Here is a 26,440-nt window from a genome sequence, read left to right as displayed (position 1 = left end):
CGGCGATGATCGAGCATGGCGCGTCGGCGGGCGAGTGGGTGCGCTGGGTCTTTTCCGACGCCGCGCCCGCGATGCTGGCCGGGCTGTTCGTCATCTCGGTCGTCTCCGCCGTCATCGGCTACGTCCTCGCCGCGCTGTTCTGGGACAACTGGATTCGCCTCCGCTGGCGGCGCAAGCTGGCGCGCGCACGCGACCAACGACTTGAGACATCGACGAGCGACACGGCCGCCGGTTGAACCCCCAGGTAGCAGGCGTATAGCTGTCGCATCGCTGATCCGTGCTGCGCATGCGGTGCGGATTTTCGCTTCAAATCGATGACCGGGGAATATCATGACTCGCTTGAATATTGCTTCGCGCCTTCTGGCGACCGCTGCGCTTGGCGCGATCGCCCTTGCCGTACCGGCAACCGCGCAGGAAACTACCGCCGCGGCGCCCGTCACCACCACCGCCAAGCCCGAAATCGGCGATTTCGGCTTCGACCTCACCGGCATGGACAAGAGCGTCCAGCCCGGTGATGATTTCTACGGCTACGCCAATGGCACCTGGGCCAGGAACACCCAGATCCCGGCCGACAAGTCGAACTATGGCATGTTCACCGCGCTCGCCGACCTGTCGCAGAAGCGCACGCAGGAAATCCTCGAAGCCGCGAAGGCCGATCCGAACAGCATGATCGGCCGTGCCTATTCGTCGTATCTCGATGCCGCTGCGGTCGAGGCGAAGGGGCTCGCCCCGATCCAGCCCTGGCTCGCCAGGATCCGCGCGGTAGACAAGCCGGGCCTCGCCCGCCTGCTCGCCGAAGCCGACCGCAGCGGCGTCCAGCATTTCTTCGGCGGCTATGTCGGGCAGGACGACAAGAACCCCGACGTCTATATCTACACGATGTTCCAGGGCGGCATCGGCATGCCCGACCGCGACTTCTATCTGAAGGAGAACGAGCGGAACACCAAGCTGCAGGGCGCCTATCTCAAGCATCTCGAGAATGTCCTGACGCTCGCGGGCGAAAAGGACGCCGCAGCGCGCGCCAAGGCGATCTACGACTTCGAAAAGCAGGTCGCGACGGTCCATTGGGACAAGAATGACAGCAGCGACGCGACCAAGGTCTATAACAAGATGACGATCGCCGAACTCGCGCAGGCCGCGCCGGGGTTCGACTGGCAGGCGTTCATCGGCGGCATCGGCGTCAACGAGGATTCGATCCTCGTGTCGCAGCCGAGCGCCTTCACCGGCGAGGCCAGGCTGCTTGCCGACGCGCCGATCGGCGTGATCCGCGACATGCTGATCGTGCGCAGCCTCGACGGCTTCTCGGGCGTCCTGCCCGACGCGGTCGCGCAGGAAGCCTTCTCCTTCTACGGCACCGCGCTCTCGGGCACGCCGCAGATGCAGGAGCGCTGGAAACGCGCCGTCGACTTCACCACGAACAATATGGGTGAGGCCGTCGGCAAGGACTATGTCGCGAAATATTTCCCGCCGGAGACCAAGGCGGCAATGGACGTGCTCGTCAGGAATGTGCTCGCCGCACTCGACACGCGCATCGGCAATCTGACGTGGATGCAGCCGGGTACGAAGGTGAAGGCGAAAAAGAAGCTCGCCAATTTCACGACCAAGATCGGCTACCCCGATCGCTGGAAGGATTACAGCAAGCTCGAAATCCGCGGCGACGACCTGTTCGGCAACGCGCTGCGCTCGAACCAGTTCGCCCATGACGACAATGTCGGCCGCCTCGGCCAGCCGATCCGCCGCTGGGAATGGGGAATGACCCCGATGGAAGTCAACGCCTACGCCAATTTCGGTATGAACGAGATCGTCTTCCCCGCCGCGATCCTGCAGCCGCCCTTCTTCGATCCGCACGCCGACGCGGCGGTCAACTATGGCGGTATCGGCGCGGTGATCGGTCACGAGATCAGCCACCACTTCGACGATCAGGGCGCGAAGTATGACGAAACCGGCAAGCTCGCCGACTGGTGGACCCCCGCCGACGTCGCGGCGTTCGAAGCTGCGGGCAAGGCGCTCATCGCGCAATATGACGCCTATGAAGTGCTGCCGGGCGAAAAGCTCGACGGCACCTTTACGCTGGGCGAGAATATCGGCGATCTCGCCGGCCTGACCATTGCATATGACGCCTACAAGAAGTCGCTCGGCGGCAAGGAAGCGCCGGTGATCGACGGGCTGACCGGCGATCAGCGCTTCTTCCTCGGCTGGGCGCAGGTGTGGCGCCGCAACTATCGCGAGCAGAATCTGTCGCAGCGTATCACGACCGATCCGCATTCGCCGTCGATCCAGCGGACTTGGGTCTCGCGCAATCTTGACCCTTGGTATAAGGCCTATCAGATCAAGCAGGGTCAGAAGCTCTATCTGGCGCCGAAGGACCGCGTCCGCATCTGGTGATGCGCTACTGAGAAAGACAGAAGTTGACCGTGCAAAGCCTGCCCTCCGCTGATGGTGATTTCATCAGGGGGGCAGGCCCCGCCGGTCCCTTGTCGATTCCTGTGGGCCTGTCGCAGATCGACAAGGCGATCCTCGGCGGACTGGCCTTGCTGTCCGCCGCTCTGCTCTTCTGGGCGACGCGCGACATGGTGCTGGCGGCCGGTTTCCTCGCCGGGCTGGCCGTCGCCGCGGGCGGAGTGCTGCTCGCGCGCCGGCTGTTCCCTGCGGCGGCAACGGGCGAGGCGGTTGCCCCCGACTGGACGATGCTGCGTCAGGCGATCAATCACGACGATGTCGCGATCGCCGTCACCGATCGCGCCGGCCGGATGGTCTGCGCGAACGACCTGTTCGGAACATGGTTCAATGGTTTCGTGACGCCGCCCGGCCTGCCGCTCGACGGGCGCGGGCCGGAACTGCTCAAAAATGCCGGCCGCATCGCGTGGCGCGATGGCGAAGGCACCGCCGACGATATCGCAATCGGGCCGCTTCAGCTTCGCGCGCAGGTGACGCGCACCGGCCAGTCCGAGGATTATCTCGTCTGGCGCTTCTCCGCGCTCGAACGGCTCGATCTCGTAGCCGAAATCGTCCGCCATCTCGATGGTCCGGCGGGCCGCACGCTCGGTCATGCCGGGGTGATGGCGGCACTCGTCAGCGCCGAGGGGCGTCTGCGCGTCGCCAATCAGGCCTTCCTGCTCCGCGCGCTGGGCGAGGACGACGCGAGCCATTATGCGGGTCGCGACGTCGCGCCGATGATCCGGGTCGATGACGCGGGCTCGCTGTATTTCGCGCGCGAGGGGGACCGTGCGACGCCGGTGCGGCTGATCCAGATCGCGCTCGCGCCCGCCGACAGCCATTCGCCGATGCTGCTCGCGATGCTCGACGAGGAAATGGCACCGGCCGACCGCGGCACCGCGCAGACCTATGTCGAAACCTTGCTGTCGCTGCTGCCCTTCGGGCTCGCGATGGTCGATCGCGACGGGCGCTTCCTCTACATGAACCGCGCCTTCGTGCGCGCCGCGAGCCTGCCCGAAGGCAAGATGCCGCGCTATCCCGGCGATATCGTCGTCGGCGAGGACAAGGGGCCGCTCGCCGACATGATCCGCCGCCACAGCAGTGGGCAGCAGGTCGGCGGCGACCTGTCGATCCGGCTGGCGGGGCAGAGCGGCGATCCCGTGTCGATGCGCGTCGTCGGCGTGCGTGGGCTGGGCGAGGCGGCGGTTCTGCTGAGCCTCAAGGATTCGAGCGAGGAATCGCGCCTGAAGCGGCAGGTCGCGCAGGCCTCGAAGATGCAGGCGGTCGGTCAGCTGGCGGGCGGGGTCGCGCATGACTTCAACAATATCCTGACCGCGGTGCTCGGCGCCTGCGATCTGATGCTGATGCGCCATACGCCCGGCGACAGCGATTATGACGATATCCAGCAGATCCGCAGCAATGCCAATCGCGCCGCCAGCCTGACGCGGCAACTGCTCGCCTTCTCGCGGCAACAGACGCTGCGTCCGCAGATATTGCAGCTCCCCGACGTGATTTCGGAGGTGTCGCATCTTCTGAAGCGGCTGATCGGCGAGACGGTGCAGCTTGCAGTGCATCACGGCCGCGGGCTCGGCGCGGTGCGCGCCGATCCCGGTCAGCTCGAACAGGTGATCATCAACCTGGCGGTCAACGCACGCGACGCGATGCCGGGCGGGGGAACGCTGACGATCGAAACCTATCCCGTGTCGGCAGCCGACGTTCGCCAGATGGGCAATGAGTTCATGCCGCCCGCCGATTATTGCGCCCTGAAGGTCAGCGATACCGGCACGGGAATTCCCGCCGATGTGCTGCCCAAGATTTTCGAACCCTTCTTCACGACCAAGGATGTCGGCAAGGGAACGGGGCTCGGGCTTTCGACCGTCTACGGAATCATCAAGCAGTCGGCGGGCTTCATCTTCGCCGACAGCAAGCCGGGGCAGGGGACCAGCTTCTTCATCTATCTGCCCGTGCACCGGGCCAGTGGCGATACGCCGGTCGTGGCGCCGCCACCCGCCAAGCCCAAGAAGAGCCAGTGGGGTACCGGCACCATCCTGCTCGTCGAGGATGAGGATATGGTGCGCGCGGTCGCGGAACGCGCACTGACCCGTGCGGGTTATAGCGTCGTGACCGCTTCGCAGGGCGAAGAGGGGCTCGAACGCTTTGCACAGATGGAGAAGGTCGATTTGATCATCAGCGACGTCGTGATGCCGACGATGGACGGTCCGGCGATGGTGCGGGCGATGCGTGCCAGGCGGCCCGACCTGCCGGTGCTGTTCATGTCGGGCTATGCCGAAGAGCAGCTCCGCCAGTCGATCGACATCGACGATGTCTCGTTCCTGCCCAAACCCTTCTCGGTCGCGCAGCTTGCCGAGGCGACCTCGGCGGCGCTCGACGACGCCGCGCACCGGGTGTCCAATGGTGGCTGATCATCGCATCCTGCTCGTCGAGGACGATGTGCTCATCGGCATGATGCTCGCCGACATGTTCGATGCGCTCGATCTTCCCGAGCCCGCACAGGCAACGAGCAACGAGGAAGCTCTGGCGTTCATCGCTTCGGAGCCGCTCGCGGGTGCGCTCGTCGACATCAATCTCGGTGACGAAAAGGGCTGGCCGGTCGCCGACGCGCTCGCCGAGCGCGGCATCCCTTTCGCCTTTACCTCGGGGGGCGGCGACGTCATCCCGCCGACGCACGCGCACCGCAAGCTGATCACCAAGCCGTTCCGGATCAGCGACATCGAGGCAGCGCTGGAGGAATTCGGCGCGAAATAGCGCGCTTGCTTCGCTTCCCGATTTAATTTTGTTCCCATCTTGTTCTGGTAGAACAAATGCCGTACACAGGTTCGGCGTTGCGATGCTTCTGCCGTCGCTCTAGAGCTGGAAAGGGACGGTTATGGCCGGACAATTGTCACTCGTCGAATCGGGGAAATCAGTGAACAACACGGACAGGCAGAAGGCGCTCGACGCCGCGCTCGCGCAGATCGATCGCGCGTTCGGCAAGGGCTCGGTGATGAAATTGGGCCAGAAGGAAGCCATGCAGGTCGAGGCGATCTCGACCGGCTCGCTCGGCCTCGATATCGCGCTTGGCGTCGGCGGCTTGCCACGCGGTCGCGTCATCGAAATCTATGGCCCCGAAAGCTCGGGCAAGACCACGCTCGCACTTCACACGCTCGCCGAAGCGCAAAAGACGGGCGGCACGGTCGCCTTCGTCGACGCCGAACATGCGCTCGACCCCGTCTATGCCCGCAAGCTCGGCGTCAACATCGACGAGTTGATCGTGTCGCAGCCCGACACCGGCGAACAGGCGCTCGAAATCGTCGACACGCTCGTGCGCTCGAACGCGATCGACGTGCTCGTCGTCGACTCGGTCGCCGCGCTCGTTCCGCGCGCCGAAATCGAGGGCGAGATGGGCGACAGCCATGTCGGTCTGCAGGCGCGTCTGATGTCGCAGTCGCTGCGCAAACTCACCGGTTCGATAAGCCGCTCGCGCTGCATGGTGATCTTCATCAACCAGCTACGCATGAAAATCGGCGTGATGTACGGCAATCCCGAAACCACGACCGGCGGCAACGCGCTCAAATTCTACGCATCGGTCCGCCTCGACATCCGCCGCACCGGCCAGATCAAGAATGGCGACGAGATCGTCGGCAACACGACGCGCGTGAAGGTCGTGAAGAACAAGGTCGCGCCGCCGTTCAAGCAGGTCGAATTCGACATCATGTACGGGCAGGGCATTTCGAAGATCGGCGAGATCCTCGACATCGGCGTGAAGGCCGGGCTCGTCGAGAAATCGGGCGCCTGGTTCAGCTATGACTCGATCCGCATCGGGCAGGGCCGCGAAAATGCGAAGAATTTCCTGACCGAAAACCCCGAACTGCGCGAACGGCTCGAAGCCGCGATCCGCAGCCGCACCGATGCGGTGGCCGAGGAAATGATGGCCGGCCCCGACGACGAGGGCGACGACGACAATTGATGGCGATTGCCATCCGGCCGGTTCGCCTTGCTTGAACCGGCCGGCCGACGGCGGCGGGCCACCAGCCCCTTTGACCTGCGCTCCCCTCTCCCAAGCAGGTCGGCCCGCCCGCCGTTGAACCCTGGGCTGCCGTTGCTTCTTGCGCGGACCCTGGCAGCGGCTACAAGCGGCGGATGCCCGCGATCCGTCTCTTCGGCCTTCCCACCGACATCAACAGCAGCTTCGAACGCGGTGCCGCCGCCGGCCCCGCCGCGATCCGCGCCGCGCTGTGGAGCGATCGCGGCAATATGGCGAGCGAGCTCGGCCCCGAAATCGGCACCGACATCGCGCTCACCGACGACGGCGACCTCCCGCTGACCGAAGACACCGCGCAGGACGATGCCGCGATCCGCCGCCACATCGCCTATGTGCGCGAAGATGGAGAAATTCCACTCGCCCTCGGTGGCGACCATGCGGTCACCTTCCCGCTCGTCGAAGCCGCTGCCGCCTGCCACGGACCGGTGACGATCCTGCACTTCGACGCGCATCCCGATCTCTACGACGATTTCGCCGGCAATCCGCGCAGCCACGCCTCGCCCTTCGCCCGCATCTGCGAAGCAGGCCATGCCAAAAGGCTGGTGCAGGTCGGCATCCGGACGCTTAACCGCCACTGCCGCGAACAGGCCGAGCGCTTCGGCGTCGAGATCATCGAGATGGCCGATTTCACGCCAGACAAGGTCCCGGTGCTGGAGGGGCCGCTTTATATTTCGATCGATCTCGACGGGCTCGACCCGTCGGCGGCGCCCGGCGTCGCGCACCCCGAGCCCGGCGGCCTCACCGTGCGCGAGATGCTCTCGGTTCTGCGCAAGCAGGTGGCGCCGATCGTCGGCGCCGATATCGTCGAACTGCACCCCGTCCGCGACCTGGGCGATGTCACCGCGATCCTCGGCGCCAAGCTGGTGCGTGAGCTTGCGGCGCTGATCGATCGCAACGGTCCCCATATTGCCTGATCTGCCAAGGAGTGCGCCATGAGCCTGATCGTCCACCATCTGAACAACAGTCGTTCGCAGCGCATCCTGTGGCTGCTCGAGGAAATTGGCGCGCCCTACGAAATCAGATATTATGATCGCGATCCCGTCACCAACCTGGCGCCGCCCGAACTGCTCGCAGTCCATCCGCTCGGGAAGTCGCCTGTGATCGAGGATGGGGGCCGCGTCGTCACCGAATCCGGGGCGATCACCGAATATCTGTGCGAGCGACACGGTGGCACGTATCTGGTTCCCGAACGCGGTACCGACGACCATATTCGCCACCTCGAATGGCTGCACTTCGCCGAAGGGTCGGCGATGACGCCGATCCTGCTGCGTATCTATACCGCGCGGCTTGGCGAAGCCGCCGCCCCGATCGAGCCGCGCATCTCGCAACAGCTCGATTCGCACTTCGGCTATATGGAAAACCGTGTCGGAGAGAATGGGCATTTCATCGGCGACAGCCTTTCGGCCGCTGATATCATGCTGAGTTTCCCCGCCGAAATCGCGATCATGCAGGGCATGGCGCCGCGCTACCCCAAGCTCGCGACGTTTGTTAACGCCTGTCACGATCGTCCCGCGTGGCGCCGCGCGAGGGAGAAAGGCGGCGCCTATTATGGCTATTGATTTCCGGGGCCGCGCGCTGATCGCTGCCGCGGCTCTGGCCGCGTGCATTCCGCCGGTTTCCGCCGCGCCGCCGACGCTCGCGCCCGAAGTGGAGCGCGAGATCGTCTCGCCTGGAGGGAGGGATTTCGAACCGACCGCAGCGGACGAAGAGGGCGCGATCGACCGGTTTGCCGAATATACGCTTGCGCTTGAAAGGCGCGATTTCGCAGCGGCCTACGCAATGCTGCGCCTGTCGTTCCAAGCTTCGAATCCGCGGCTGGAATGGGAAATGAACCTGCGCAAACGGGCGACCCTGTGGGCCGACGGTCAGATACGTCCGCTGCGTCTCAGCTGGTATCTCGACCCCGAGGGCCAGCCCGCCGGTCTCTATGCAGCATTCGATTTTCGCGGCGACCGCAAGAACGGAACGATGGATTGCGGCTATGTCGTCGTCCATCGCGCTGAACCGGGTGCAGGCTGGACGGTCGTGCGCACCGACACGTCCGAAGTGCCACCGGACCTGATCGAGGATGGCGTGCCCAAGGCTGACGTGCTGCGGCAGCTGCCCTGCTATCTGGGCAAGGGAATCGCGACAGCCTTTTGATCCCAATCGAAATTTTGGCTTGTCTGTTGTCGTTGGCCTGCGCACGATCATGCGCGGGGCGCCGGGATCGAATCGCGGTGCGAAATGCGGAGCCGGGGGGCATCGCATAAATGAGGTGGGGAACAGATTATGGCGACGATATTTGTCGCTGCCTTGCTGGCAGCGACATCGACTACACCTGAAATCAGGATCGAGGCGGTGCCGGGCCGCGGCTATGCCGCCACGACACCGTTTATCGACGAGAATCAGTATAATCCGGTAGTGGAACGAATAAAGTTGATGGCGGCTGAGCGATGCGGGCGGCAGAGCGTGCGGTTCGGGCGTTATTTCTTTGATAACGAGATCGATGTCGAGCGCGGCGTCACGGTCATCAAGAATTTTCGTCAGGCCTTTTCCTGCTTCGACCCGGCCACCGATCCTTACAAGCCCGTGCCCGCCGACTGGAAGGCGAGCGCCGCCGACACGGCGGCCGCGACGCAATATGTAACGCGCTTTCTCGATAATCTCGACGCCGGCAACGGGCGCGCGCTGGCAGCGATGATGGACCCGCAGCTGGAAGCGACGACCGAGGAAATGAACCGCTTCAGCCGCGAGGCGAAGATGCACCAGACGGGCGCGGGCAAATTCACGAGCCGGCTGGACGGCTGGCTCAACAATCCCCCCGACGCAAGCTATCCGGGGGCCTATGCCTATTTTGCCGTCCTCAGCTCGCATCCCGGAATTGCCGGGACATGCGGCGGGGTGCTTCTCTACCGCGTGAACGAGAGTAAATATCAGATCGCGCAATATGACGTGCGCTATGTTTCGCAGAGACTGATCGACGAAGAGGGGATGAGCGACGAGGAGCTCGACCGCCTTTGCCGACGTTAGCCGAATGTTGTCGTCGCGCGCATCGCGCTTGAGAAACGCGTCGTTCCGCACTAGATCGCGCGCATGATATCGACCAACGACATTCGCCGCTCTTTCCTCGACTATTTCGGGCAGGAAGGCCACCATATCGAGCCGTCGGCGCCGCTCGTGCCGTATAACGACCCGACGCTGATGTTCGTCAACGCGGGCATGGTGCCGTTCAAGAATGTCTTCACGGGCCTCGAGAAGCGCCCCTACAGTACCGCCGTGTCGGCACAGAAGTGCGTGCGGGCGGGCGGCAAGCACAACGACCTCGACAATGTCGGTTATACCGCGCGGCACCATACTTTCTTTGAAATGCTGGGGAATTTCTCCTTCGGCGACTATTTCAAGGAACAGGCGATCCATCACGCCTGGACGTTGATCACCAAGAGCTGGGGCCTGGCACCCGAGAAGCTGACCGCGACCGTCTATCACACCGACGACGAGGCGTTCGACCTGTGGAAGAAGATCGCGGGCCTGCCCGACGAGCGGATCATCCGCATCGCGACGAGCGACAATTTCTGGTCGATGGGCGACACCGGACCGTGCGGGCCGTGCAGCGAAATCTTCTATGACCATGGCGACCATATCCGGGGCGGACCTCCCGGATCGCCCGAGGAAGATGGCGACCGCTTCGTCGAGATCTGGAACCTCGTGTTCATGCAATATGAGCAGCAGCCCGGCGGCGAACGTATCGACCTGCCGCGGCCGAGCATCGACACCGGCATGGGGCTCGAGCGCGTCGCGGCGGTGCTGCAGGGCGTCCACGACAATTACGACACCGACACGTTCAAGGCGCTGATCGCGGCGTCGGTCGATCTGACCGGCGTGTCCGCCGAGGGTGCGACACAGGCCAGCCACCGCGTGATCGCCGATCACCTTCGCGCATCGAGCTTCCTCGTCGCCGACGGCGTGCTGCCGTCGAACGAGGGCCGCGGCTATGTGCTGCGCCGGATCATGCGCCGCGCGATGCGTCATGCGCATCTGCTCGGCGCGAAAGACCCGCTGATGCACCGGCTGCTGCCGTCGCTGACCGCCGAGATGGGCGCTGCCCATCCCGAGCTGATCCGTGCGCAGCCGCTGATCGCCGAGACGCTGGAGCGCGAGGAAACCAAGTTCCGCCAGACGCTCGACAAGGGGCTCAAGCTGCTCGACGAGGCGACCGTCGGCATGGGCAAGGGCGATACGCTGGCGGGCGAGGTCGCGTTCAGGCTCTACGATACCTATGGCTTCCCTTACGATCTGACCGAGGATGCGCTGCGGGCGCAGGACATCGCGGTCGACCGCGCGGGCTTCGACGCCGCGATGGCGCAGCAGAAGGCGGCGGCGCGCGCGGCATGGAAGGGCAGCGGTGAGAAGGCCTCGGACGAAATCTGGTTCGACCTCGCCGAGACGAACGGCAGCACCGAATTCACCGGCTATACCTCGACGGCAGGCGAGGCGACTGTCATCGGGCTGATCAGGGACGGCAAGCCGGTCGATGAGGTCAGGGCCGGCGACGCGGTCGTCGTGCTGACCAACCAGACGCCCTTTTATGGCGAAAGCGGCGGCCAGATGGGCGACGCGGGGACGATCGCGACGCTGGAAGGCGCGAAGGCGGTGGTGAGCGATACCGGCAAGCCGCTCGGCCGCCTGCATACGCATCAGGCGAAGCTCGAAGCCGGGACGCTGAAGGTCGGCGACACGGTGCAACTCACCGTCGATGCCGAACGCCGCGATCGCATCCGTGCCAACCACAGCGCGACGCACCTGCTGCACGCGGCGCTGCGCAACCGGCTCGGCGGGCATGTGACGCAGAAGGGCAGCCTCGTCGCCGAAGACCGCTTCCGCTTCGACTTCTCGCATCCCAAGGCGCTGAGTGCCGAGGAACTCGCGCAGATCGAGGCTGACGTGAACGCGCAGATTCGCGGCAATGAAGCCGTGTCGACGCGGCTGATGACCCCCGACGATGCCGTCGCGGCGGGCGCGCTCGCGCTGTTCGGCGAGAAGTACGGCGACGAGGTTCGCGTGCTTTCGATGGGGCATGCCGACGATCGCAGCTATTCGGTCGAACTGTGCGGCGGGACGCACGTCCGGGCGCTGGGTGACATTGCGTTGTTCAAGATCGTCAGCGAGAGTGCGGTTTCCTCGGGCGTGCGGCGCATCGAGGCGCTGACCGGCGAAGCGGCGCGCGTCTGGCTGAATGGCCGCGACGAGGCGCTTAAAAGCGCGGCGGCGGCGCTCAAGACCTCGCCTGACGAGGTGCCCGCGCGCGTCGCGGCGCTGGCCGAGCAGCTCAAGAAGGCTGAGCGCGAGCTCGCCGATGTGAAGAAAGCTCTTGCCATGGGCGGTGGTGGCGGCTCGTCCGCTGGCCCCGCTGTCGAGCAGGTCGGCGATATGGCGTTCCTCGCGCAGGTGGTCGACGGGCTCGATCCCAAGGAACTGCGTGGCACGGTCGACGGGCTCAAGAAACAGGTCGGCAGCGGCGTCGCGATGCTCGTCGCGGTCAACGACGGGCGCGCGTCGGTCGCGGTCGGGGTGACCGACGACAAGATGGGCAGCCATAGCGCGGTCGATCTCGTCAAGGCGGCGGTCGCGGCGCTCGGCGGGCAGGGCGGCGGCGGACGGCCCGACATGGCGCAGGGCGGCGGTCCCGACGGCGGCGCGGCGAACGACGCCGTCGCGGCGGTCAAAGCCGCACTCGCCTGAAACTGTCAGACTTGAAACCCACGAAGAAGACGCGGCGCACCGATCATGCCGAACGGCTGATCGCGGCGCCGCTGGTTGACGTGTTCGCTGCCTTCACCAGCGCCGACAAGCTGGCGCGCTGGTTGCCGCCCGAGGGCGCGACCGGCACGTTCGAACATTGCGACCTGCGCGCGGGCGGCGGATTCCGGCTGCGGCTGACGTTCGACGATCCCGACGTCGAGACCAAAAGCGATGACGACAGCGATGTCGTCGAGGTGCATATCCCGTTGCTCGACGAGGGGCGGCTGATCGTCTGGGAGGTCGAATTCGAATCCGACGATCCGCGTTTTTCGGGAACGATGGCGATGCACTGGTATCTGTCGCGCAAGGGCGGCGGCACATTGGTGACGATCGACGCGCATCATGTGCCGCCCGGGATTTCGGCGAAGGATCATGAGGCCGGGCTGGGTTCGTCGCTGGCGAATTTGGCGACCATGGTCGAAGTATAACGCTCCCCGGTGAAAGCCGCGGTCCGGCGATGCCGAGTTCCGCTGCTATGGGTTCCGGCTTTCGCCGGGGAACACAGGCGGGATCAGCCCTCGACGCCCTTCGCCTTCCCCCACGCCCGCGCGGCGGTGTAGCCGAGATAGCCGGTACCGAAGAGCGCGTAGAGCGGTTCCGGAATTCCCGCGAGATAGGCGTTCATGCCGTCCGCGATGCCCTTCGCCATTTCGGGCCGCGCGGCGGCGATCAGGCCCATCGGGATCGCCCAGAGCAACAGCGCATACATGACATAGAGGAAACTCGGCCGCGCGCGACTGGTCCAGGGGTCGGCGCTGTTCGCCTCGGCGACGATCGCGGTCATACGCGTGCGGATCGCCTCCATTTCCTGGCTGCCCTCGAGTTTGATGAGTTCGAGCTTGGCGTGGTCGCGCGCTTCGGGGTCGGGGATGATCTTGTCGATCAGCTTGGCGATGGGGCCGATCAGGCCTTCGATGATGCTCATGTCGATTTTCCTTTTTGTTAGAGAAACCTCACAACTTCACTCTGGAATCGCTTGTTCAGTTCGGCCCGATGCGGTTCGCGAGCCAGCCGTAGAGGAAGGCTTCCTGGCTCGGGCGGCGTTCGGCGAGCGCGATGTAGCGTTCGCCCTGCAGCGCCTCCATCGCGCGGAGGAGGACGGTTTCGCCGCTCTTGCCGCGCGCCTTCAGGAAGCCGTCGAGCGCCGACAGCGTGCGCGGGCCGATCGCGCGGTCGACCGCGATGTCGGGATAGTCGCGCGCGGCGCGGTTGAGCGCGTTGAGTGCGCGCTGAAGAAAGCCCGCCGCGGTGCCGGTGCCCATGTTGACGCCGGTGTCGAACAACTCGGCGGCAATCTTCGGCGTCCGCAGCGCGACCCGGTCGAAACCGGGACGCAACCAATAGAGGCGGCGATAGATCGACGCGGCATCGGCGCGCGGCAGGTCGCGCATGCTCCCCGTATAGCCCTCCGCGCGCGCGACCGCCTCGGTGATTCCCCAGCAGGTCGGGCCGCCGCGATCGGCGGGATGGTTTACATATCGGCCTTCGCGGTCGATGACGGCGTCGATCAACGCGTCGGCGTCGGTTGCGAGTGGGTCGGGTCTTGGCATGATTCGCTCCTTCTGGTTGGTCGGGCGAGTAAAACGAACCATATTGGAATATTGTAGGAAAGGCTTTTCACCATGCGGGCTTTGCAGGTGCGTGAATTGCTCCCCGATCATGGCGGCGCGGGGCTGGCCGATCTGGCGGTGCCGGTGCCCGGGCCCGGCGAAGTCCGCGTGCGCGTGCGCGCGGCGGCGGTGAATTTCCCCGACCTGTTGATGACCTCGGGCGGCTATCAGCTGAAACCCGAACTCCCCTTCGTGTCGGGGCTGGAGTTCGCGGGCGAGGTCGAAGCGGTGAGCGAGGGGGTGGCCGGATGGGCGGTAGGCGACGCGGTCGTCGGCGGCAATCGCTTCGGCGCGATGGCCGAATATGCCGTCGTTCCCGCCGACGCGTTGCGCGCGAAACCTGCCGGCCTGAGCTGGGAGGAGGCGGCCGCCTATCCGGTCGCCTATCTGACGGCTTACGTCGCGCTCGTCCGCTGCGCGCGGATCGAGCCGGGCGAATGGCTGCTGGTCCACGGCGCGGCGGGCGGGGTGGGGCTGGCGACGGTCGATCTGGCGAAGGCGCTGGGCGCAAGGGTGATCGCGGCGGCGAGCAGCGCGGAGAAGCGGGAGGCGATTGCGCGGCTTTATGCGCCCGATGCGGTGATCGCGGCGGGGCCGGGGTTCCGCGACGAGGTGAAGGCGCTGACCGGCGGCAAGGGCGCCGATGTGATCTTCGATCCGGTCGGCGGCGATGTCTTCGACGAATCGACGCGCTGCATCGCTTTCGGGGGACGCCTGCTCGTCGTCGGCTTTGCCTCGGGCCGGATTCCCGAGGTGTCGGTCAACATGCCGCTGATCAAGGGGTTCTCGGTCGTCGGGGTGCGCGCGGGCGAATATGGCCGGCGCTTTCCCGAGCGCGGCGCCGCGAATATCGCGGCGATCGACGCGCTGGCGGCGGCGGGCCGGATCCGGCCGCACGTCCACGCCTCGCTCGACCTCGCCGACTGGCGCGAGGGGTTTGCGATGCTCGAGCGGCGCGAGGTGGTGGGGAAGGTCGTACTGAAACCGTGACGGGCGGAGCGGTGCTGGGATAATTTTGCGACATCGCGCCGTCATTCCTGCGCCGGGGGCTTCGCAGCGGAGCCGCTGCGTCACTCGAGAGGAAATGATGTGAAGACAACTATCTGGATTGTCGCTTCGCTGGGTCTGGCGCTGCCGGCTGTAGCCGTCGCACAGCCGCCGCAGGGCGGTGGACGCATGTTCGAGCGAATGGACGCCAATGGCGACGGCAAGCTCGACAAGGCCGAAATCACCAAGATGATGGAAATGCGCGCCGAACGGCGGGGCGACGCGACGCTGAAGAGCCCCGAAAAGATCGAAGCCTTTATCAAGCGCGCCGATGCCAACGGCGATGGCGCGGTCGACAAGGCCGAACTGCAAGCTACCCGGAAGGGGCGCACCGCGCCGCCGCCGGCGGAGGGCGACGGCGAGTCCTAAAGCAGGTTCCAGAGGGGATTGGCGGGGTCGGCGAGCAACTTGGCGGTCAGTGCGAAGGACATGACGACGAGCAGCGGCCGGACCCCGCGGCCGCCGAAGCGGATCGCGAGCCGCGCGCCGAGCTGGTTGCCCGCGACATTCGCGGCGGCCATCGAAAGGCCGAGCAGCCAGAGGACATGGCCGCCGACGACCATTGCGAGCAGCCCCGCGATATTGGTCGCGAGATTGAGGAACTTCGTATTGCCGATCGCACGTACCAGCCCGAGTCCGCCGAGCGCGACGAGGGTCAGCGTCAGGAACGAGCCGGTGCCCGGGCCGAAGAAACCGTCGTAGAAACCGAGCGCCGCGACGATGAGGGTGAGGCCGAGCGGGCCGGCGCGTGCGTGCCGGTCGACGCTGCTCATCGGCGGGGCGAGCAGGAAATAGAGGCCCATCGCGATCAAGAGTACGGGCACGAAGGCAGCGAGAAAATCGGAGCTCACATATTGTACCGTCGTCGCGCCGAGCACCGATCCGGCGAACGCGCCCGCTGCGGGCCAGGCAAAGCGGCGGAGATCGACATGGCCTTCGCGCCAGAAGGTCCAAAAGGCCGAGGCGGTGCCGACGGCGCTTTGCAGCTTGTTCGTCGCGAGCGCCGATACCGGCGGTACGCCGGCCGCCATCAGCGCCGGAATGGTGAGGAGACCGCCGCCGCCCGCCATCGCGTCGACCGTGCCGGCAAGAAAGGCGACGGCGATCAGGAAGGCGAAGATTTCGGGGACGAATTCCATGCGCGCGCTCGTAGTGCGCCGTATCGCAATGCTCAAGCGGCGGCGATCATTATCGCCTGATAGAGGAAGGCCGCCCCAATGATTGTGACGATCCAGCGACGGCTCGCGCGGAAATACGCCTCGCTGATGCGGCCGAGAATATGACCGCCGACCATGATACCCGCCATCGATGCGAGCACCGCGACCGCGGTGACGGACAGCGGGACGATTTCGCGCGTCGCGGCGCCGAGCAGCAATGCGCCGTAGATAAGGACCTTCGAAGCGTGGCCGATCGCCTGCATCACCGCCTTGGTCGCGACAACCTGATGCCGGTTCAGCTTGCCATGAATGAAGAGAAGATCGGTCACCGGGCCCGATACGCCCGAGACGAGCGCGAGACCGGTCGAAACGAAGCCGCCGCCGATCGCGTGCCAGCGATTGGTCGCGTCGAGCGCGAGCCAGCGTTCGGGCAGCCAGACGAGGATTGGCATCAGGCCGAGGGCCAGGAAGACGTAGAATTTGGTCGGCGTGAAGACCACCAGCGAGAAGAAACCGATCGCGGCCGCAGCGCCGATTCCGAACCACAGCAGAACGGGCCAGGCGACATGCGCGCGGTGCAGTGCGGCACGCCAGACATTCGAGGCGAACTGGATCACGCCGTGAAGCGCGAGGGCGGTGGCCGCCGGGAGCATCCAGGCGAGTACGCCCATGAAGACGAGGCCGCCCGCCATGCCGAAAATGCCCGAGAGGATGGAAGTGAGGAATGCGGCTGCAACGATCAAAAGGCCTGCTTGCATCTTCCGCCTTCCTGCCGTGCGCGTCGCGGGGCCTCGCCGATGGCGAGGTCATGCTGTCAGCAAGCTGTCGACCTGTCTTGTAAAATTGGTCGGGACGAGAGGATTCGAACCTCCGACCCCCACACCCCCAGTGTGATGCGCTACCAGGCTGCGCTACGTCCCGACCGGCCCGATTGGGCAGGCGAGGCCACTAGCGCGCCTTGGCGAGGGATGCAAGCTGCGATGGCTGCTTTTCGGCGGATTGATGCCGCAGGCTTGATCTTGCCGCCGTGGACCCCATTTCGGGCGCGCTTGCCACGGGGGAGGGGCGCGCACGACCGGTTGCGCGCGAGGCCCCTGCATGATAGGCGCCGCGCCATATTTCGCGCGCCCGCTCCGGAGGGGAACGGGCGCTGCCTGTAACGGAAAGTTTTTCATTCATGTCGACGCAATTGCTTCTGACCCAGGCGGCCGGATCGGGCGGCGGGGCTGCCGGTTTCCTGATGCTGGTGCCCTATCTGCTGATCTTTGCGGTGTTCTGGTTCTTTCTGATCCGCCCGCAGCAGGTTCGCGCGAAGGAGCATCGTACCAAGGTCGCAGCGGTGAAGCCGCGCGACCAGGTCGTTACCGGCGGCGGCATTGTCGGCAAGGTAACGCGCGTCGACGATGATTTCGTCGATGTCGAAATCGCACAAGGCGTGAAGATCAAGGTCGTGAAGTCGACCTTGGCCGACGTCATGCAGCCCGGTGGCAAGCCCGCCAACGACTGACGCGGCGGGGATCGCGCACGGCGCGGTCCCGCCTCTGCTATCGGATCTCACACCATGCTCGATTTTCCGCGTTGGAAGACCATCGGCATCAGCATCATCCTGCTGCTCGGTATTCTCTTCTCCATCCCCAGTTTTCTTCCCGAGAAGACGGTGAACAGCCTGCCGTCCTTCCTGCAGGCGAAGGTAAATCTGGGCCTCGACCTTGCCGGCGGCAGCCACTTGCTGCTCGAGGCCGATATCGCCGACCTGCGCAAGACGCAGCTCGCGAATATGGAAAAAACCGTTCGCACCGCGATGCGCGGCGAAAGTGGCCCCGATGACGATATCGCTATCGGCGAGCTTTCGACCGCCGGCGGGAAGATCAGCTTTCTCGTCCGCGACCTTGAGAAGCTCGACGAAGCGCGCGAGCGCCTGTTCAACGAGACGCGCGGCGCACAGCTGACGGGCCAGCGCGACTGGACGGTCACCGTCGTCAATTCGACGCGGATCGAGATGACCCCGACGAGCGCGGGGCAGACGCAGGCTGTGGCGAACGCGATGGATACCGCGCGCGACATCATCGACAAGCGCGTCAACGCGCTCGGCACGCGCGAGCCGACGATCATCCGCGAGGGCACCGACCGCGTCGTCGTGCAGGTCCCGGGTCTCCAGGATCCGGCCGCACTCAAGGAACTGATCGGCAAGACCGCGCGCCTCGAATTCCGCATGGTCGATACCAACGCCGACCCCAACGAAGCCGCGGCGGGCCGCGTGCCCGTGGGCAGCGAGATCGTTCCTTATGCCGAAGGCGAGGGCAGCGGCGCCGCGTTCGAAGTGCTGCGCCGCCAGGTGATGATCAGCGGCGAACAGCTGATCAACGCCCAGCAAAGCTATGATCCGCAGAACAACCAGCCGGTCGTCTCCATCCGCTTCGATTCGGGTGGGTCGAGCACCTTTGCCAAGGTGACGGCGCAGAATGTCGGCAAGCGTTTTGCAATGGTCCTCGACGGCAAGGTGCTGTCGGCGCCGTCGATCAACGAGCCGATCCTTGGTGGCAGCGCCCAGATTTCGGGCAGCTTCAGCGTCGCAAGCGCGAACGCGCTGGCGATTTCGCTGCGCTCGGGCGCGCTGCCGGTGAAGATGACCGTGGTCGAAGAGCGCACGGTGACCCCCGAACTCGGCGCCGATTCGATCCGCAAGGGTGCGATCGCGGGCATCATCGCAACGGTGTCGGTGCTGGTGCTGATGCTCGTCGTATACGGCCGCTTCGGCGTCTATGCGTGCGTCGCGCTCGTCTTTAACGTCTTCCTGATCATCGCGGTCATGGCGGCGTTCAACGCGACATTGACGCTGCCGGGGATCGCCGGTTTCGTGCTGACGATCGGCGCCGCGGTCGACGCGAACGTGCTGATCAACGAGCGCATACGCGAGGAATTGAAACGCGGTCGAAAGGTCTTCCAGGCTGTCGAACTGGGTTATAGCGAGGCAAGCCGCGCGATTTTCGACGCCAATGTCACCAACGTCATCGCGGCCGCGTTGATGTTCTGGTTCGGTTCGGGCCCGATCAAGGGCTTTGCGGTGGTTCTGACCATCGGGATCGTCACCAGCGTCTTCACCGCCGTTACCGTCACGCGCATGTTCGTAGCCCATTGGCTGCGGACCAAGCGCCCGACGTCGATCAATATTTAAGGGAGCGAAACGATGCGCTTGCTGAAACTCGTTCCTGACGACACCAATATCGACTTCCTGCGGTGGCGGAAAATCGCCTCGTTCATGAGCTTTTTCCTCGTGGCCGTGTCGATCGCACTGGTCGCCGTGAAGGGCCTGAACCTCGGCGTCGACTTCGTCGGCGGCCAGTCGGTTCGCGTCGAATTCACGCAGGGGATGCCGCCAATCGACGAAATCCGCGAAAAGGTCGGCGACATCGGCCTTGGCGAGGCGACGATCCAACAGTTCGGATCGGACAAGGCGGTATCGATCCGCACCGCGCTTCCCGACGGCGACAAGGCCGCCGCCGAGCGTGCGGGGCAGCAATTGGTATCGGGTATTCACAAAGCCTTCCCGACCGCGAAGACCGGCTCGGTCGAAACCGTTTCGGGCAAGGTTTCGGGAGAATTGATACGCACCGGCGCGATCAGCCTCGGCCTCGCGATCCTCGGCATCTCGATCTATATCTGGATACGCTTTGAATGGCAGTTCGGCGTTGGTGCGCTTGGCCGCTTGTTCCATGAGGTATCGCTGACATTCGGCCTGTTCGCGGTGACGCAGATGCAGTTCGACCTGAACAGCGTCGCGGCGTTGCTCACTATCGTGGGCTATTCGCTCAACGACACGATCGTCGTTTATGATCGTATTCGCGAGAATCTGAAAAAATACCGCAAGATGGAGATCATTCCGCTCCTCAATCTCAGCATCAACGAAACGCTGTCACGCACAGTCATGACGACGGTCGCGATGGTTCTGGCGCTCGGCATGCTGCTGATCTTTGGCCCCGACGTGATTTTCGGCTTTACCGCTGCGATGCTGTTCGGCGTGTTCATCGGCGGCTATTCCTCGGTGCTGATGTCGACCCCGGTGCTGGTGTGGCTGAAGGTCGGTCCGCACAGCTTTGTCCCGCGCACGGTCGCGGGCATGGACGGCGGCGAACGCATCGAGCGCAAGGACGACGGCGCGGTCGTCTGACGCAATTTCGTTTCAAGAAAACCGGCGCCGGTCCGCTCTGTGAGCGGGCCGGCGTTGCCGTATCTAGAGACCTGCGCAGTCGCGGAGATGCGCCGCAAGTTCGCGGCCGTTGCGGTCCCAGTCGAAGCGGCCACCGAGGCTCGCAGCGACGTCGGACGGGGCAGGCGGGGCGGCGAGAATAGCCTGCACCGCTTCGGCAATCGCGTCGGGCGTGCGCTCGACGATGCGACCGGCGGCGGGCGATTTGACCAGCTCGGCAGCGCCGCCCGCATCGCTGATCACGATGGGCGTGCCGCAGGCGAGCGCCTCGACCCATGCGTTGGCGAGGCCCTCGCTGACCGAGGGCATGACGACGGCATCGGCGGCGCGATAGAGCTGCGGTAGGTCAGCGTTCGCGACGGGCCCCATGAAATGGACGCGCGTTTCGACGCCGAGTTTCTGTGCGAGCGCGCGATAGTGCCCCGCTTCTTCGCCCGCGCCCGCGAGCCAATAGTGGACGCCGGGCAGCGCCGGCAGCGCCTCGATAACCAGCGCCTGCCCCTTGCGCGCAATCAGCGCGCCGACGGTGAGGATCGTGGGGGCGTCGCCCATTCTCAGCGCGGCGCGGGCCGCGGCGCGGTCGCCGGGTGAAAAGCGCGCGCTGTCGACGCCGGTGTAGTGAACGGCGATTTTGGCCGGATCGATACCGATCGCGGCCATCTCGCCGCGCATCGAATTGGAGACCGCGAGCAGGCCCGCGGCGCTGTCGGCCGCAGCGAGCAGTTGCGGCGCGGTCGCAGGGTCGTGGCCGAAATGGCTGATGTCGGCACCGCGCGCTTTCGCCGAGAAGGGCAGGGCAAGAGCGTCCGCCACGCGCATGGCGGCGGGGCCGTCGGGATAGAAGAATTGGGCGTCGACGACGTCGAACGCCTCGCCGTGTACCGCCGACAGTGTGGCGCGGGCCACCCCGGCGGGATTGAAGCGCGCGCCGATCCGCGGGATCAGGGTGAAGCGCGGGCGGTGGACGGTGAGGCCGTTCCAATTCTCGGCCCGCGGCAGGTCGCGTAGTGCGCGATAGCGTTTGTGCAGCGATAGCGGGAAGGGCGGCAGACCGACGGGGGCGACGATGGTGAGGTCGATGCCGGGCTGCGCGGCGAGTGCACGGAGGCTCTTTTCGACGAACAGGCCGAAATTGGGTCGCGCGGCATCGGGAAACAGCGTCGCGATTGACAGGACGCGCAGGGACGTGGGCGCAGGCACTCAGAGCGTTCGGAGCAGGCGGACGGCGACCGCCGCCCAAGACGGGTTGCTGACGACCTGTTGGCGCTGACCGGTGCCGAGCGGGAGCAGATGAAGTTTTTCGCCGTCAACATTTAGCAGGCGCGCGAAGAAGAAGCGGCCGGCGGGACGCGGCACGAGCAGGTCGCGATTGAGCATACTCGCCCAGTCGCCCTCGATCCGGCGGCACCAGATTTCATCGCCCGAACGATAATCGCCGATCGACGAGATGACGCGCACCGCGACCATATCCTCGCCCGGGCGCGCGGTGAGCGCCTGTTCGACGCGGGTCGGCGCCTGCGCTCCGTCGGCGCCGAGGAGTGCAGTGATCGTGAGTTGCGTATCCTGCGGCAGCTGGACGAGTTCGGCGGCGTCGACGCCGAGCGCCGCGGCGATGCGGTTCATCCAGCCGAGCGACAGCGTTCGCGTCCCGGTTTCGAGGCGGCCGATCGTTTGCGCCGTCGTGGGCGGGACGCAACGCTGGCCCACTTCCTCCAGCGTCAAGCCCTTGGCGCGGCGCACCGCCCGAATGCTATTGATCATCGCAACAACCTTTAAATAACCAAATCGGTTTCTTCTTTCCTACAAAATATTCCAGTGTCAAGCCCGGCGTGAATGAAGGAGAATCGCATGACCGCTCGCCGCCTTGAAATGCACATCCACCCCGACGACCGGATCGACCCGGGCAAGGCGGTGCCGCAGGTGATGCGGCATGTGACGGTAAATGTTGCGGAAAGCCCGATCGCATGGCTGGCATCGCGCGGCTTGCTCACGGCGGCGCAACGCGGTGCGGGCGAGCGATTGCGCGGCGACTATGAGCGCGCCGGGCTGGCGGCGCGGATCACGATGCGCTGGGATTCTGCACCACCGGCGAAGAGCCGTGGTGGCGCACGGGCATCGGATGCCTCGCTGGCGCGGATCGATTCGCATCGCCGGTTTCACGCGGCGCTCGATTCGGTCGGGCCCGGTCTGGCCGATATCTGCTGGCGCGTAATCTGCGCGGGCGAGGGAATCGGCGGTGCAGAGAAGGCGTTGGGCTGGCCGGCGCGGTCGGGCAAGCTGGTGCTCGGGATGGCGCTCGACCGGCTCGCGCAATTTTACGGGACCGGATAGCCTTATCCGAGCGATTCGAGCTCTTCGGCCAACGCCAGCCATCGATCCTCGGCAGCGGTCTTTTCGTCGCGCAGCTCGTCGAGCTTTGCAGTCAGCGCGTTGAACCGCTCGTTGTCGCGCGTGAACAAGCTGCCGTCCGAAAGTTCGACCTCGATCCCCGTCATCTCCGCTTCGATCTCTTCGATCCTCGCGGGAAGAAGGTCGTAGTCGCGCTGATCCTTGTAAGAGAGCTTCTTGCGCGCCTGTGGTGGGGGCGTCGGTGTCGCGCTGCCGGCGGATTTGGCTTTCGTGATGGCGGGCTTGACCCGCTTCGCTTCCCAGTCGGCATAGCCGCCGGCGACGATGTCGACCTTGCCCGATCCGTCGAGGCCGAGCGTGACCGTGACGGTCCGGTCCAGGAAGTCGCGGTCATGGCTGACGAGCAGCACCGTGCCGGCATAGTCGGCGATGACTTCCTGCAACAGGTCAAGCGTTTCGAGGTCGAGGTCATTGGTCGGCTCGTCGAGCACGAGCAGGTTCGATTCGCGGGCGAATTCGCGCGCGAGCAGCAGTCGCGAGCGTTCGCCGCCCGACAGAGCGCCGACGCTCGCCTCGACGACGCCGGGGTCGAAGAGAAATTCCTTGAGATAGCCCTGGATGTGCTTCTTCTCCCCGCGCACCTCGACCCAGTCGCCGCCGTCGGCGAGTATGTCGCGGACACGCTTGTCGGGCGAAAGCAGGCTGCGCTGCTGGTCGATGATGATGCCGTCGAGCGTGGGCGCGAGGGTGACGGTGCCGCTGTCGGGCTCGATTTCGCCGGTCAGCAGCTTGAGCAGCGTCGATTTGCCCGCGCCGTTCGCGCCGACGATTCCGATCCGGTCGCCGCGCTGGACGCGGAAATCGAGATTTTTGATGATCGTGCGGTCGCCGAAGCTTTTCGACACGCCCTCGGCGACAATCACCGATTTCGAGCGGACGTCGTCGTTGGCGAGGCCGAGCTTCGCGACGCCGGGACCACCGATCATCGCGGCGCGGGTCGCGCGCATTTCCTTGAGCTTCTCGAGCCGCCCCTGATTGCGCTTGCGCCGCGCCGTGACGCCGCGTTCGAGCCAGTGCGCTTCGAGGCGGAGCTTCGAGTCGAGGCGCTGCGCGGCGCGTGCTTCTTCGGCGGCAACCGCGTCGCTCCATTCCTCGAAGCCGCCGAAACCGATTTCCTTGCGGCGGATGCTGCCGCGGTCGAGCCACAGGGTCTGCCGCGTCAGGCGAGTGAGGAAGGTGCGGTCGTGGCTGATCGCGACGAAGGCGCCCGTGTAGCGCGCGAGCCAGCTTTCGAGCCAGTCGATCGCGGCGAGATCGAGATGGTTGGTCGGCTCGTCGAGTAGCAGCACGTCGGGGTTTTGCGCGAGCGCGCGCGCAAGTGCGGCGCGGCGGCGCTCGCCGCCCGAAGCGCTGGCGGCGGTACGGCTCATGTCGATGCCGAGCTGGTCGGCGATCGCCGCGACCTCATGCTCGGGCGGACCGTCGTTGCCCGCCACCGCGAAGTCCATCAATGTCGCGAAAGGTCCGAAATCGGGTTCCTGTTCGAGCATCACGACGTGAGTGCCGGGAACGATCGTGCGCTTGCCCTTGTCGGGATCAATGCGGCCGGCGAGCAGCTTGAGCAGAGTGGTCTTGCCGGCGCCGTTACGGCCGATCAGTGCAAGCCGGTCGCGTTCGCCGACATAGATGTCGAGGTCTTGGAACAGCCAGCCGCTGCCCTGCACAAGGCCGAGGCCTTCATATGAAAGAATGGGAGCTGCCATGATGAACGGCGCGCTACCGATACGTTCAGGATCATGCAAGCGCCCAGCGCACAAAGGCCGGAACGGGTCTGTTCCGTCTGCGTTACGGGGCGGACATCTGAAATGACCGAAAGCCCGGTTCACAGGAGAATGAAATGACGAAGCAAATGCTCGCCGCTATGGCATCCGGACTGGCCCTGATGGCGGCGGTGCCCGCCGTGGCTCAGCAAGGAGGTTCGACGGTGACGGCAGCAACGACCCAGGGTCCGATCCTGAGCTTCAGCGTCAGCGAGGAAGTGCGCTCGCGTCCCGACCAGGCAACCGTCGGCGCGGGTGTGACGACGACCGCGCCGACCGCGGTCGAGGCGATGCGCGCCAACGCCGCGGCGATGGACAAGCTGATCGCCGCCGCGAAGGCGCGCGGGATCAAGGCCGAGGATATCCAGACGAGCGGCATCAATCTGTCGCCGCAATATGACTATAACAACCGCGGCGACGGCCAGCCGCCGCGCTTCCTCGGCTATCAGGTGTCGAACAGCGTCCGCGCGACGACGGGCAAGATCGAAGACATCGGCCCGCTGCTCGATGCGCTGGTCGCTGCGGGCGGGACCAATGTCGACGGTCCGTGGTTCGGCATGAAGGACCCCGACGCGCAGCTTGTCGGCGCGCGGGGCACCGCGATCAAGGCTGCCGAAGCGAAGGCGCAGGACTATGCGCGGCTCGCAGGTTTCCGCGGCGTCGAACTGGTTTCGATCAGCGAAGGCAGCTTTGGCGGCCCGCAGCCGCCGATGCCGATGGTGCGCATGGCGATGGACGCCGGTTCGGCGAAGGCCACCCCGGTCGAGCCGGGTCGGGTCGCCAACACGCTGACGCTGAACTTCCAGTATCGGCTGGTCAGGTAACAGCGGAGCGGGGGCTGGTCAGGCCAGCTCCCCCTCTGCCCACGGCCAGGGGCGCTCGCGAAACCATTTGGTGATGATATATTTGCGCCCCTTGCGCACCTTCATCCCGTGGTGGAGCGTTTCGGGGTTGGGGGTGCCGTCGGCGCGGACATTGTTCCACGCGAGCAGTTTACCCGTTTCGGGCTGATGCATCTTGCCCGTCGAGAGGAAACGCGTCGCGCCGCCCGCTTCGGGCTCGTTGAGATAGATCATGAGCGTCCAGCTCCGCTGGCCGGGGACGGCGCAATATGTATCCCAGTCGGCGCCGTGCGGGTCGAAATAGTCGGTGTGCGCCTTGAACTCCTCGCCGACCTCATAGCGCTGGCCCTGAAGCGGTTCGCCATATTCGGGCGGGATGCCGGTAAGTTCGTGGAGCCTGTTGTTGACCGCGACGACGACGGGATTGCGATGGTCGAGGTCGCAGGTAGAGCTCGTGCGAAATGCCTCGTCGCCGTTTGGATCGGCAATCGTCGAAGGGCGCGCGTCGCCGTCGATCAGCGCCATCAGCGCGGCGCAGGTTTCGGTATCGAGGAAGCGCGCGAGCATGAATTGCTGCAGCTTCGGCGTCGGCGCGCGGCGGATGCCGGGGACGGCTGCGAGCCGCTCCGCAGTGCGATCGGCGCCCGAGGTCGCCATGTCGACATGTTCGTTCCCAGCCATGGCGCGCTTTTAGTGGCTTGCTCCCAAGCGAACAATGCTTGACGAAGGGGGAGGGCGCGCCTATCGCCGCGCGCTGTCGCAGCGGCTTTGCGCGCGGCGTGTGGCGATCATAGCTCAGTTGGTTAGAGCGCCGGTTTGTGGTACCGGAGGTCGCGGGTTCGAGCCCCGTTGATCGCCCCATTTTCTCGATTTTAGCGCACATGCGGGATTTGGGGTGACTCTCAATCTCTATTGGATTATTGCGTCTTAACGTAATTTTCTAATGCGAGGAGCCGCGCATGTCTGCTGTCTGGGATTTCGCCGATTTCGACGATCATGAGCATGTCCACATGTTCCGTGACCGGGCGAGCGGGCTGACGGCGGTCATCGCCGTCCACTCGACGCACCTCGGCCCCGGCGCGGGCGGGGTGCGCTACTGGCATTATCCGCAGCGCGCCGCCGCGATCACCGACGCGCTGCGCCTGTCGC

General features: G+C 65.3%; 27 protein-coding genes and 2 tRNA genes. 20 read left to right on the top strand and 9 right to left on the bottom strand.

The genetic code is table 11. The features are described from left to right. The 11 genes from JHC57_RS09640 to JHC57_RS09590 form a co-directional block, all read left to right on the top strand. Window positions 1-236: DUF2062 domain-containing protein (locus JHC57_RS09640; RefSeq protein ID WP_294029785.1), on the top strand; the 236-nt coding region annotated here is incomplete at its 5' end. Between the two features lie 94 nt (window positions 237-330). Further along, the gene (locus JHC57_RS09635) at window positions 331-2,385 is read left to right on the top strand and encodes a M13-type metalloendopeptidase (protein ID WP_294029784.1); all 2,055 of its coding nucleotides are present in this window, start codon (window positions 331-333) and stop codon (window positions 2,383-2,385) included. Window positions 2,386-2,474: 89 nt separating this feature from the next. Then, the gene (locus JHC57_RS09630) at window positions 2,475-4,859 is read left to right on the top strand and encodes a response regulator (protein ID WP_294029783.1); all 2,385 of its coding nucleotides are present in this window, start codon (window positions 2,475-2,477) and stop codon (window positions 4,857-4,859) included. Then, a complete protein-coding gene (locus tag JHC57_RS09625) occupies window positions 4,849-5,202 on the top strand; it encodes a response regulator (protein ID WP_294029782.1) in 354 nt (117 codons plus the stop codon). Before JHC57_RS09630 ends, JHC57_RS09625 begins: the two co-directional genes overlap by 11 nt. Window positions 5,203-5,323: 121 nt before the next feature. After that, the gene (gene recA / locus JHC57_RS09620) at window positions 5,324-6,403 is read left to right on the top strand and encodes a recombinase RecA (protein WP_294029781.1); all 1,080 of its coding nucleotides are present in this window, start codon (window positions 5,324-5,326) and stop codon (window positions 6,401-6,403) included. 173 nt (window positions 6,404-6,576) lie between these two features. Then, entirely contained in the window at window positions 6,577-7,392 is an 816-nt protein-coding gene (speB, locus tag JHC57_RS09615) for an agmatinase (protein WP_294029780.1), read from the top strand. Window positions 7,393-7,410: 18 nt separating this feature from the next. Beyond that, window positions 7,411-8,037, top strand: coding sequence for a glutathione S-transferase family protein (locus JHC57_RS09610; RefSeq protein WP_294029779.1), 627 nt, complete (start codon window positions 7,411-7,413; stop codon window positions 8,035-8,037). Next, window positions 8,027-8,620, top strand: a complete 594-nt coding sequence (locus JHC57_RS09605) for a hypothetical protein (protein ID WP_294029778.1) — start codon at window positions 8,027-8,029, stop codon at window positions 8,618-8,620. The genes JHC57_RS09610 and JHC57_RS09605 overlap by 11 nt, the downstream gene beginning before the upstream one ends. A 129-nt stretch (window positions 8,621-8,749) precedes the next feature. Beyond that, a complete protein-coding gene (locus JHC57_RS09600) occupies window positions 8,750-9,490 on the top strand; it encodes a hypothetical protein (protein ID WP_294029777.1) in 741 nt (246 codons plus the stop codon). A 63-nt stretch (window positions 9,491-9,553) separates the two neighbouring features. Then, window positions 9,554-12,199 (top strand): alanine--tRNA ligase, encoded by a 2,646-nt coding sequence (alaS, locus tag JHC57_RS09595; protein ID WP_294029776.1) that lies wholly within the window; start codon window positions 9,554-9,556, stop codon window positions 12,197-12,199. A gap of 11 nt (window positions 12,200-12,210) precedes the next feature. Then, complete coding sequence (locus JHC57_RS09590; RefSeq protein ID WP_294029775.1) at window positions 12,211-12,687, top strand: SRPBCC family protein; 477 nt, start codon at window positions 12,211-12,213, stop codon at window positions 12,685-12,687. 83 nt (window positions 12,688-12,770) lie between these two features. Here the strand turns inward: JHC57_RS09590 and JHC57_RS09585 are convergent, their stop codons facing one another. Both JHC57_RS09585 and JHC57_RS09580 read right to left on the bottom strand, forming a co-directional pair. Next, window positions 12,771-13,184, bottom strand: coding sequence for a holin family protein (locus tag JHC57_RS09585; RefSeq protein ID WP_294029774.1), 414 nt, complete (start codon window positions 13,182-13,184; stop codon window positions 12,771-12,773). Between the two features lie 55 nt (window positions 13,185-13,239). Continuing rightward, window positions 13,240-13,809 (bottom strand): glycosyl hydrolase 108 family protein, encoded by a 570-nt coding sequence (locus JHC57_RS09580; RefSeq protein WP_294029773.1) that lies wholly within the window; start codon window positions 13,807-13,809, stop codon window positions 13,240-13,242. A 72-nt stretch (window positions 13,810-13,881) separates the two neighbouring features. Between JHC57_RS09580 and JHC57_RS09575 the strand changes: the two genes are divergently transcribed. Both JHC57_RS09575 and JHC57_RS09570 read left to right on the top strand, forming a co-directional pair. Next, window positions 13,882-14,859: an NADPH:quinone oxidoreductase family protein gene (locus JHC57_RS09575; RefSeq protein ID WP_294029772.1), complete on the top strand. Its 978-nt coding sequence runs from the start codon at window positions 13,882-13,884 to the stop codon at window positions 14,857-14,859. Between the two features lie 99 nt (window positions 14,860-14,958). Further along, entirely contained in the window at window positions 14,959-15,285 is a 327-nt protein-coding gene (locus JHC57_RS09570) for an EF-hand domain-containing protein (RefSeq protein ID WP_294029771.1), read from the top strand. Here JHC57_RS09570 and JHC57_RS09565 read toward each other — a convergent pair. From JHC57_RS09565 to JHC57_RS09555, 3 genes are all read right to left on the bottom strand, one after another. Continuing rightward, entirely contained in the window at window positions 15,282-16,055 is a 774-nt protein-coding gene (locus JHC57_RS09565) for a TSUP family transporter (RefSeq protein ID WP_294029770.1), read from the bottom strand. The two genes, JHC57_RS09570 and JHC57_RS09565, sit on opposite strands and share 4 nt — an antisense overlap. Window positions 16,056-16,087: 32 nt before the next feature. Continuing rightward, window positions 16,088-16,831, bottom strand: a complete 744-nt coding sequence (locus JHC57_RS09560; protein WP_294029769.1) for a sulfite exporter TauE/SafE family protein — start codon at window positions 16,829-16,831, stop codon at window positions 16,088-16,090. 86 nt (window positions 16,832-16,917) lie between these two features. Next, window positions 16,918-16,994 (bottom strand) — tRNA-Pro (locus tag JHC57_RS09555). Window positions 16,995-17,250: 256 nt separating this feature from the next. On the opposite strand from JHC57_RS09555, the gene yajC reads away from it, so the two are divergent. Genes yajC through secF form a run of 3 tightly spaced genes read left to right on the top strand, consistent with a single transcriptional unit; the run spans window position 17,251 to window position 20,241 of the window. Then, window positions 17,251-17,580: a preprotein translocase subunit YajC gene (gene yajC, locus JHC57_RS09550; protein WP_294029768.1), complete on the top strand. Its 330-nt coding sequence runs from the start codon at window positions 17,251-17,253 to the stop codon at window positions 17,578-17,580. Between the two features lie 54 nt (window positions 17,581-17,634). After that, on the top strand, window positions 17,635-19,248 hold the full coding sequence (secD, locus tag JHC57_RS09545) for a protein translocase subunit SecD (RefSeq protein WP_294029767.1): 1,614 nt from the start codon (window positions 17,635-17,637) through the stop codon (window positions 19,246-19,248). 12 nt (window positions 19,249-19,260) lie between these two features. Then, entirely contained in the window at window positions 19,261-20,241 is a 981-nt protein-coding gene (secF, locus tag JHC57_RS09540; protein WP_294029766.1) for a protein translocase subunit SecF, read from the top strand. 63 nt (window positions 20,242-20,304) lie between these two features. On the opposite strand, the gene JHC57_RS09535 is transcribed toward secF, so the two are convergent. Beyond that, window positions 20,305-21,480, bottom strand: coding sequence for a glycosyltransferase (locus tag JHC57_RS09535; protein WP_294029765.1), 1,176 nt, complete (start codon window positions 21,478-21,480; stop codon window positions 20,305-20,307). Continuing rightward, on the bottom strand, window positions 21,481-22,041 hold the full coding sequence (locus tag JHC57_RS09530; RefSeq protein ID WP_294029764.1) for a helix-turn-helix transcriptional regulator: 561 nt from the start codon (window positions 22,039-22,041) through the stop codon (window positions 21,481-21,483). It lies immediately after the preceding gene. Between the two features lie 87 nt (window positions 22,042-22,128). Here JHC57_RS09530 and JHC57_RS09525 point away from each other — a divergent pair, with 87 nt between their 5' ends. Further along, window positions 22,129-22,611, top strand: coding sequence for a DUF6456 domain-containing protein (locus JHC57_RS09525; RefSeq protein ID WP_294029763.1), 483 nt, complete (start codon window positions 22,129-22,131; stop codon window positions 22,609-22,611). 2 nt (window positions 22,612-22,613) lie between these two features. On the opposite strand, the gene JHC57_RS09520 is transcribed toward JHC57_RS09525, so the two are convergent. Continuing rightward, window positions 22,614-24,392 (bottom strand): ATP-binding cassette domain-containing protein, encoded by a 1,779-nt coding sequence (locus JHC57_RS09520; protein WP_294029762.1) that lies wholly within the window; start codon window positions 24,390-24,392, stop codon window positions 22,614-22,616. Between the two features lie 134 nt (window positions 24,393-24,526). Here JHC57_RS09520 and JHC57_RS09515 point away from each other — a divergent pair, with 134 nt between their 5' ends. Further along, entirely contained in the window at window positions 24,527-25,273 is a 747-nt protein-coding gene (locus tag JHC57_RS09515; RefSeq protein ID WP_294029761.1) for an SIMPL domain-containing protein, read from the top strand. Window positions 25,274-25,291: 18 nt separating this feature from the next. Here the strand turns inward: JHC57_RS09515 and JHC57_RS09510 are convergent, their stop codons facing one another. After that, window positions 25,292-25,972 (bottom strand): 2OG-Fe(II) oxygenase, encoded by a 681-nt coding sequence (locus JHC57_RS09510; protein WP_294029760.1) that lies wholly within the window; start codon window positions 25,970-25,972, stop codon window positions 25,292-25,294. 103 nt (window positions 25,973-26,075) lie between these two features. Between JHC57_RS09510 and JHC57_RS09505 the strand changes: the two genes are divergently transcribed. Both JHC57_RS09505 and JHC57_RS09500 read left to right on the top strand, forming a co-directional pair. Next, window positions 26,076-26,152 (top strand) — tRNA-His (locus JHC57_RS09505). Between the two features lie 98 nt (window positions 26,153-26,250). Continuing rightward, window positions 26,251-26,440: Glu/Leu/Phe/Val dehydrogenase dimerization domain-containing protein (locus JHC57_RS09500; RefSeq protein ID WP_294029759.1), on the top strand; the 190-nt coding region annotated here is incomplete at its 3' end.

It is taken from the genome of Sphingopyxis sp. (assembly GCF_016463645.1).
Lineage (GTDB): Bacteria > Pseudomonadota > Alphaproteobacteria > Sphingomonadales > Sphingomonadaceae > Sphingopyxis.
Note: the sequence above shows the minus strand (reverse complement) of the source record. Positions and strands in the feature narration are given on the sequence as shown.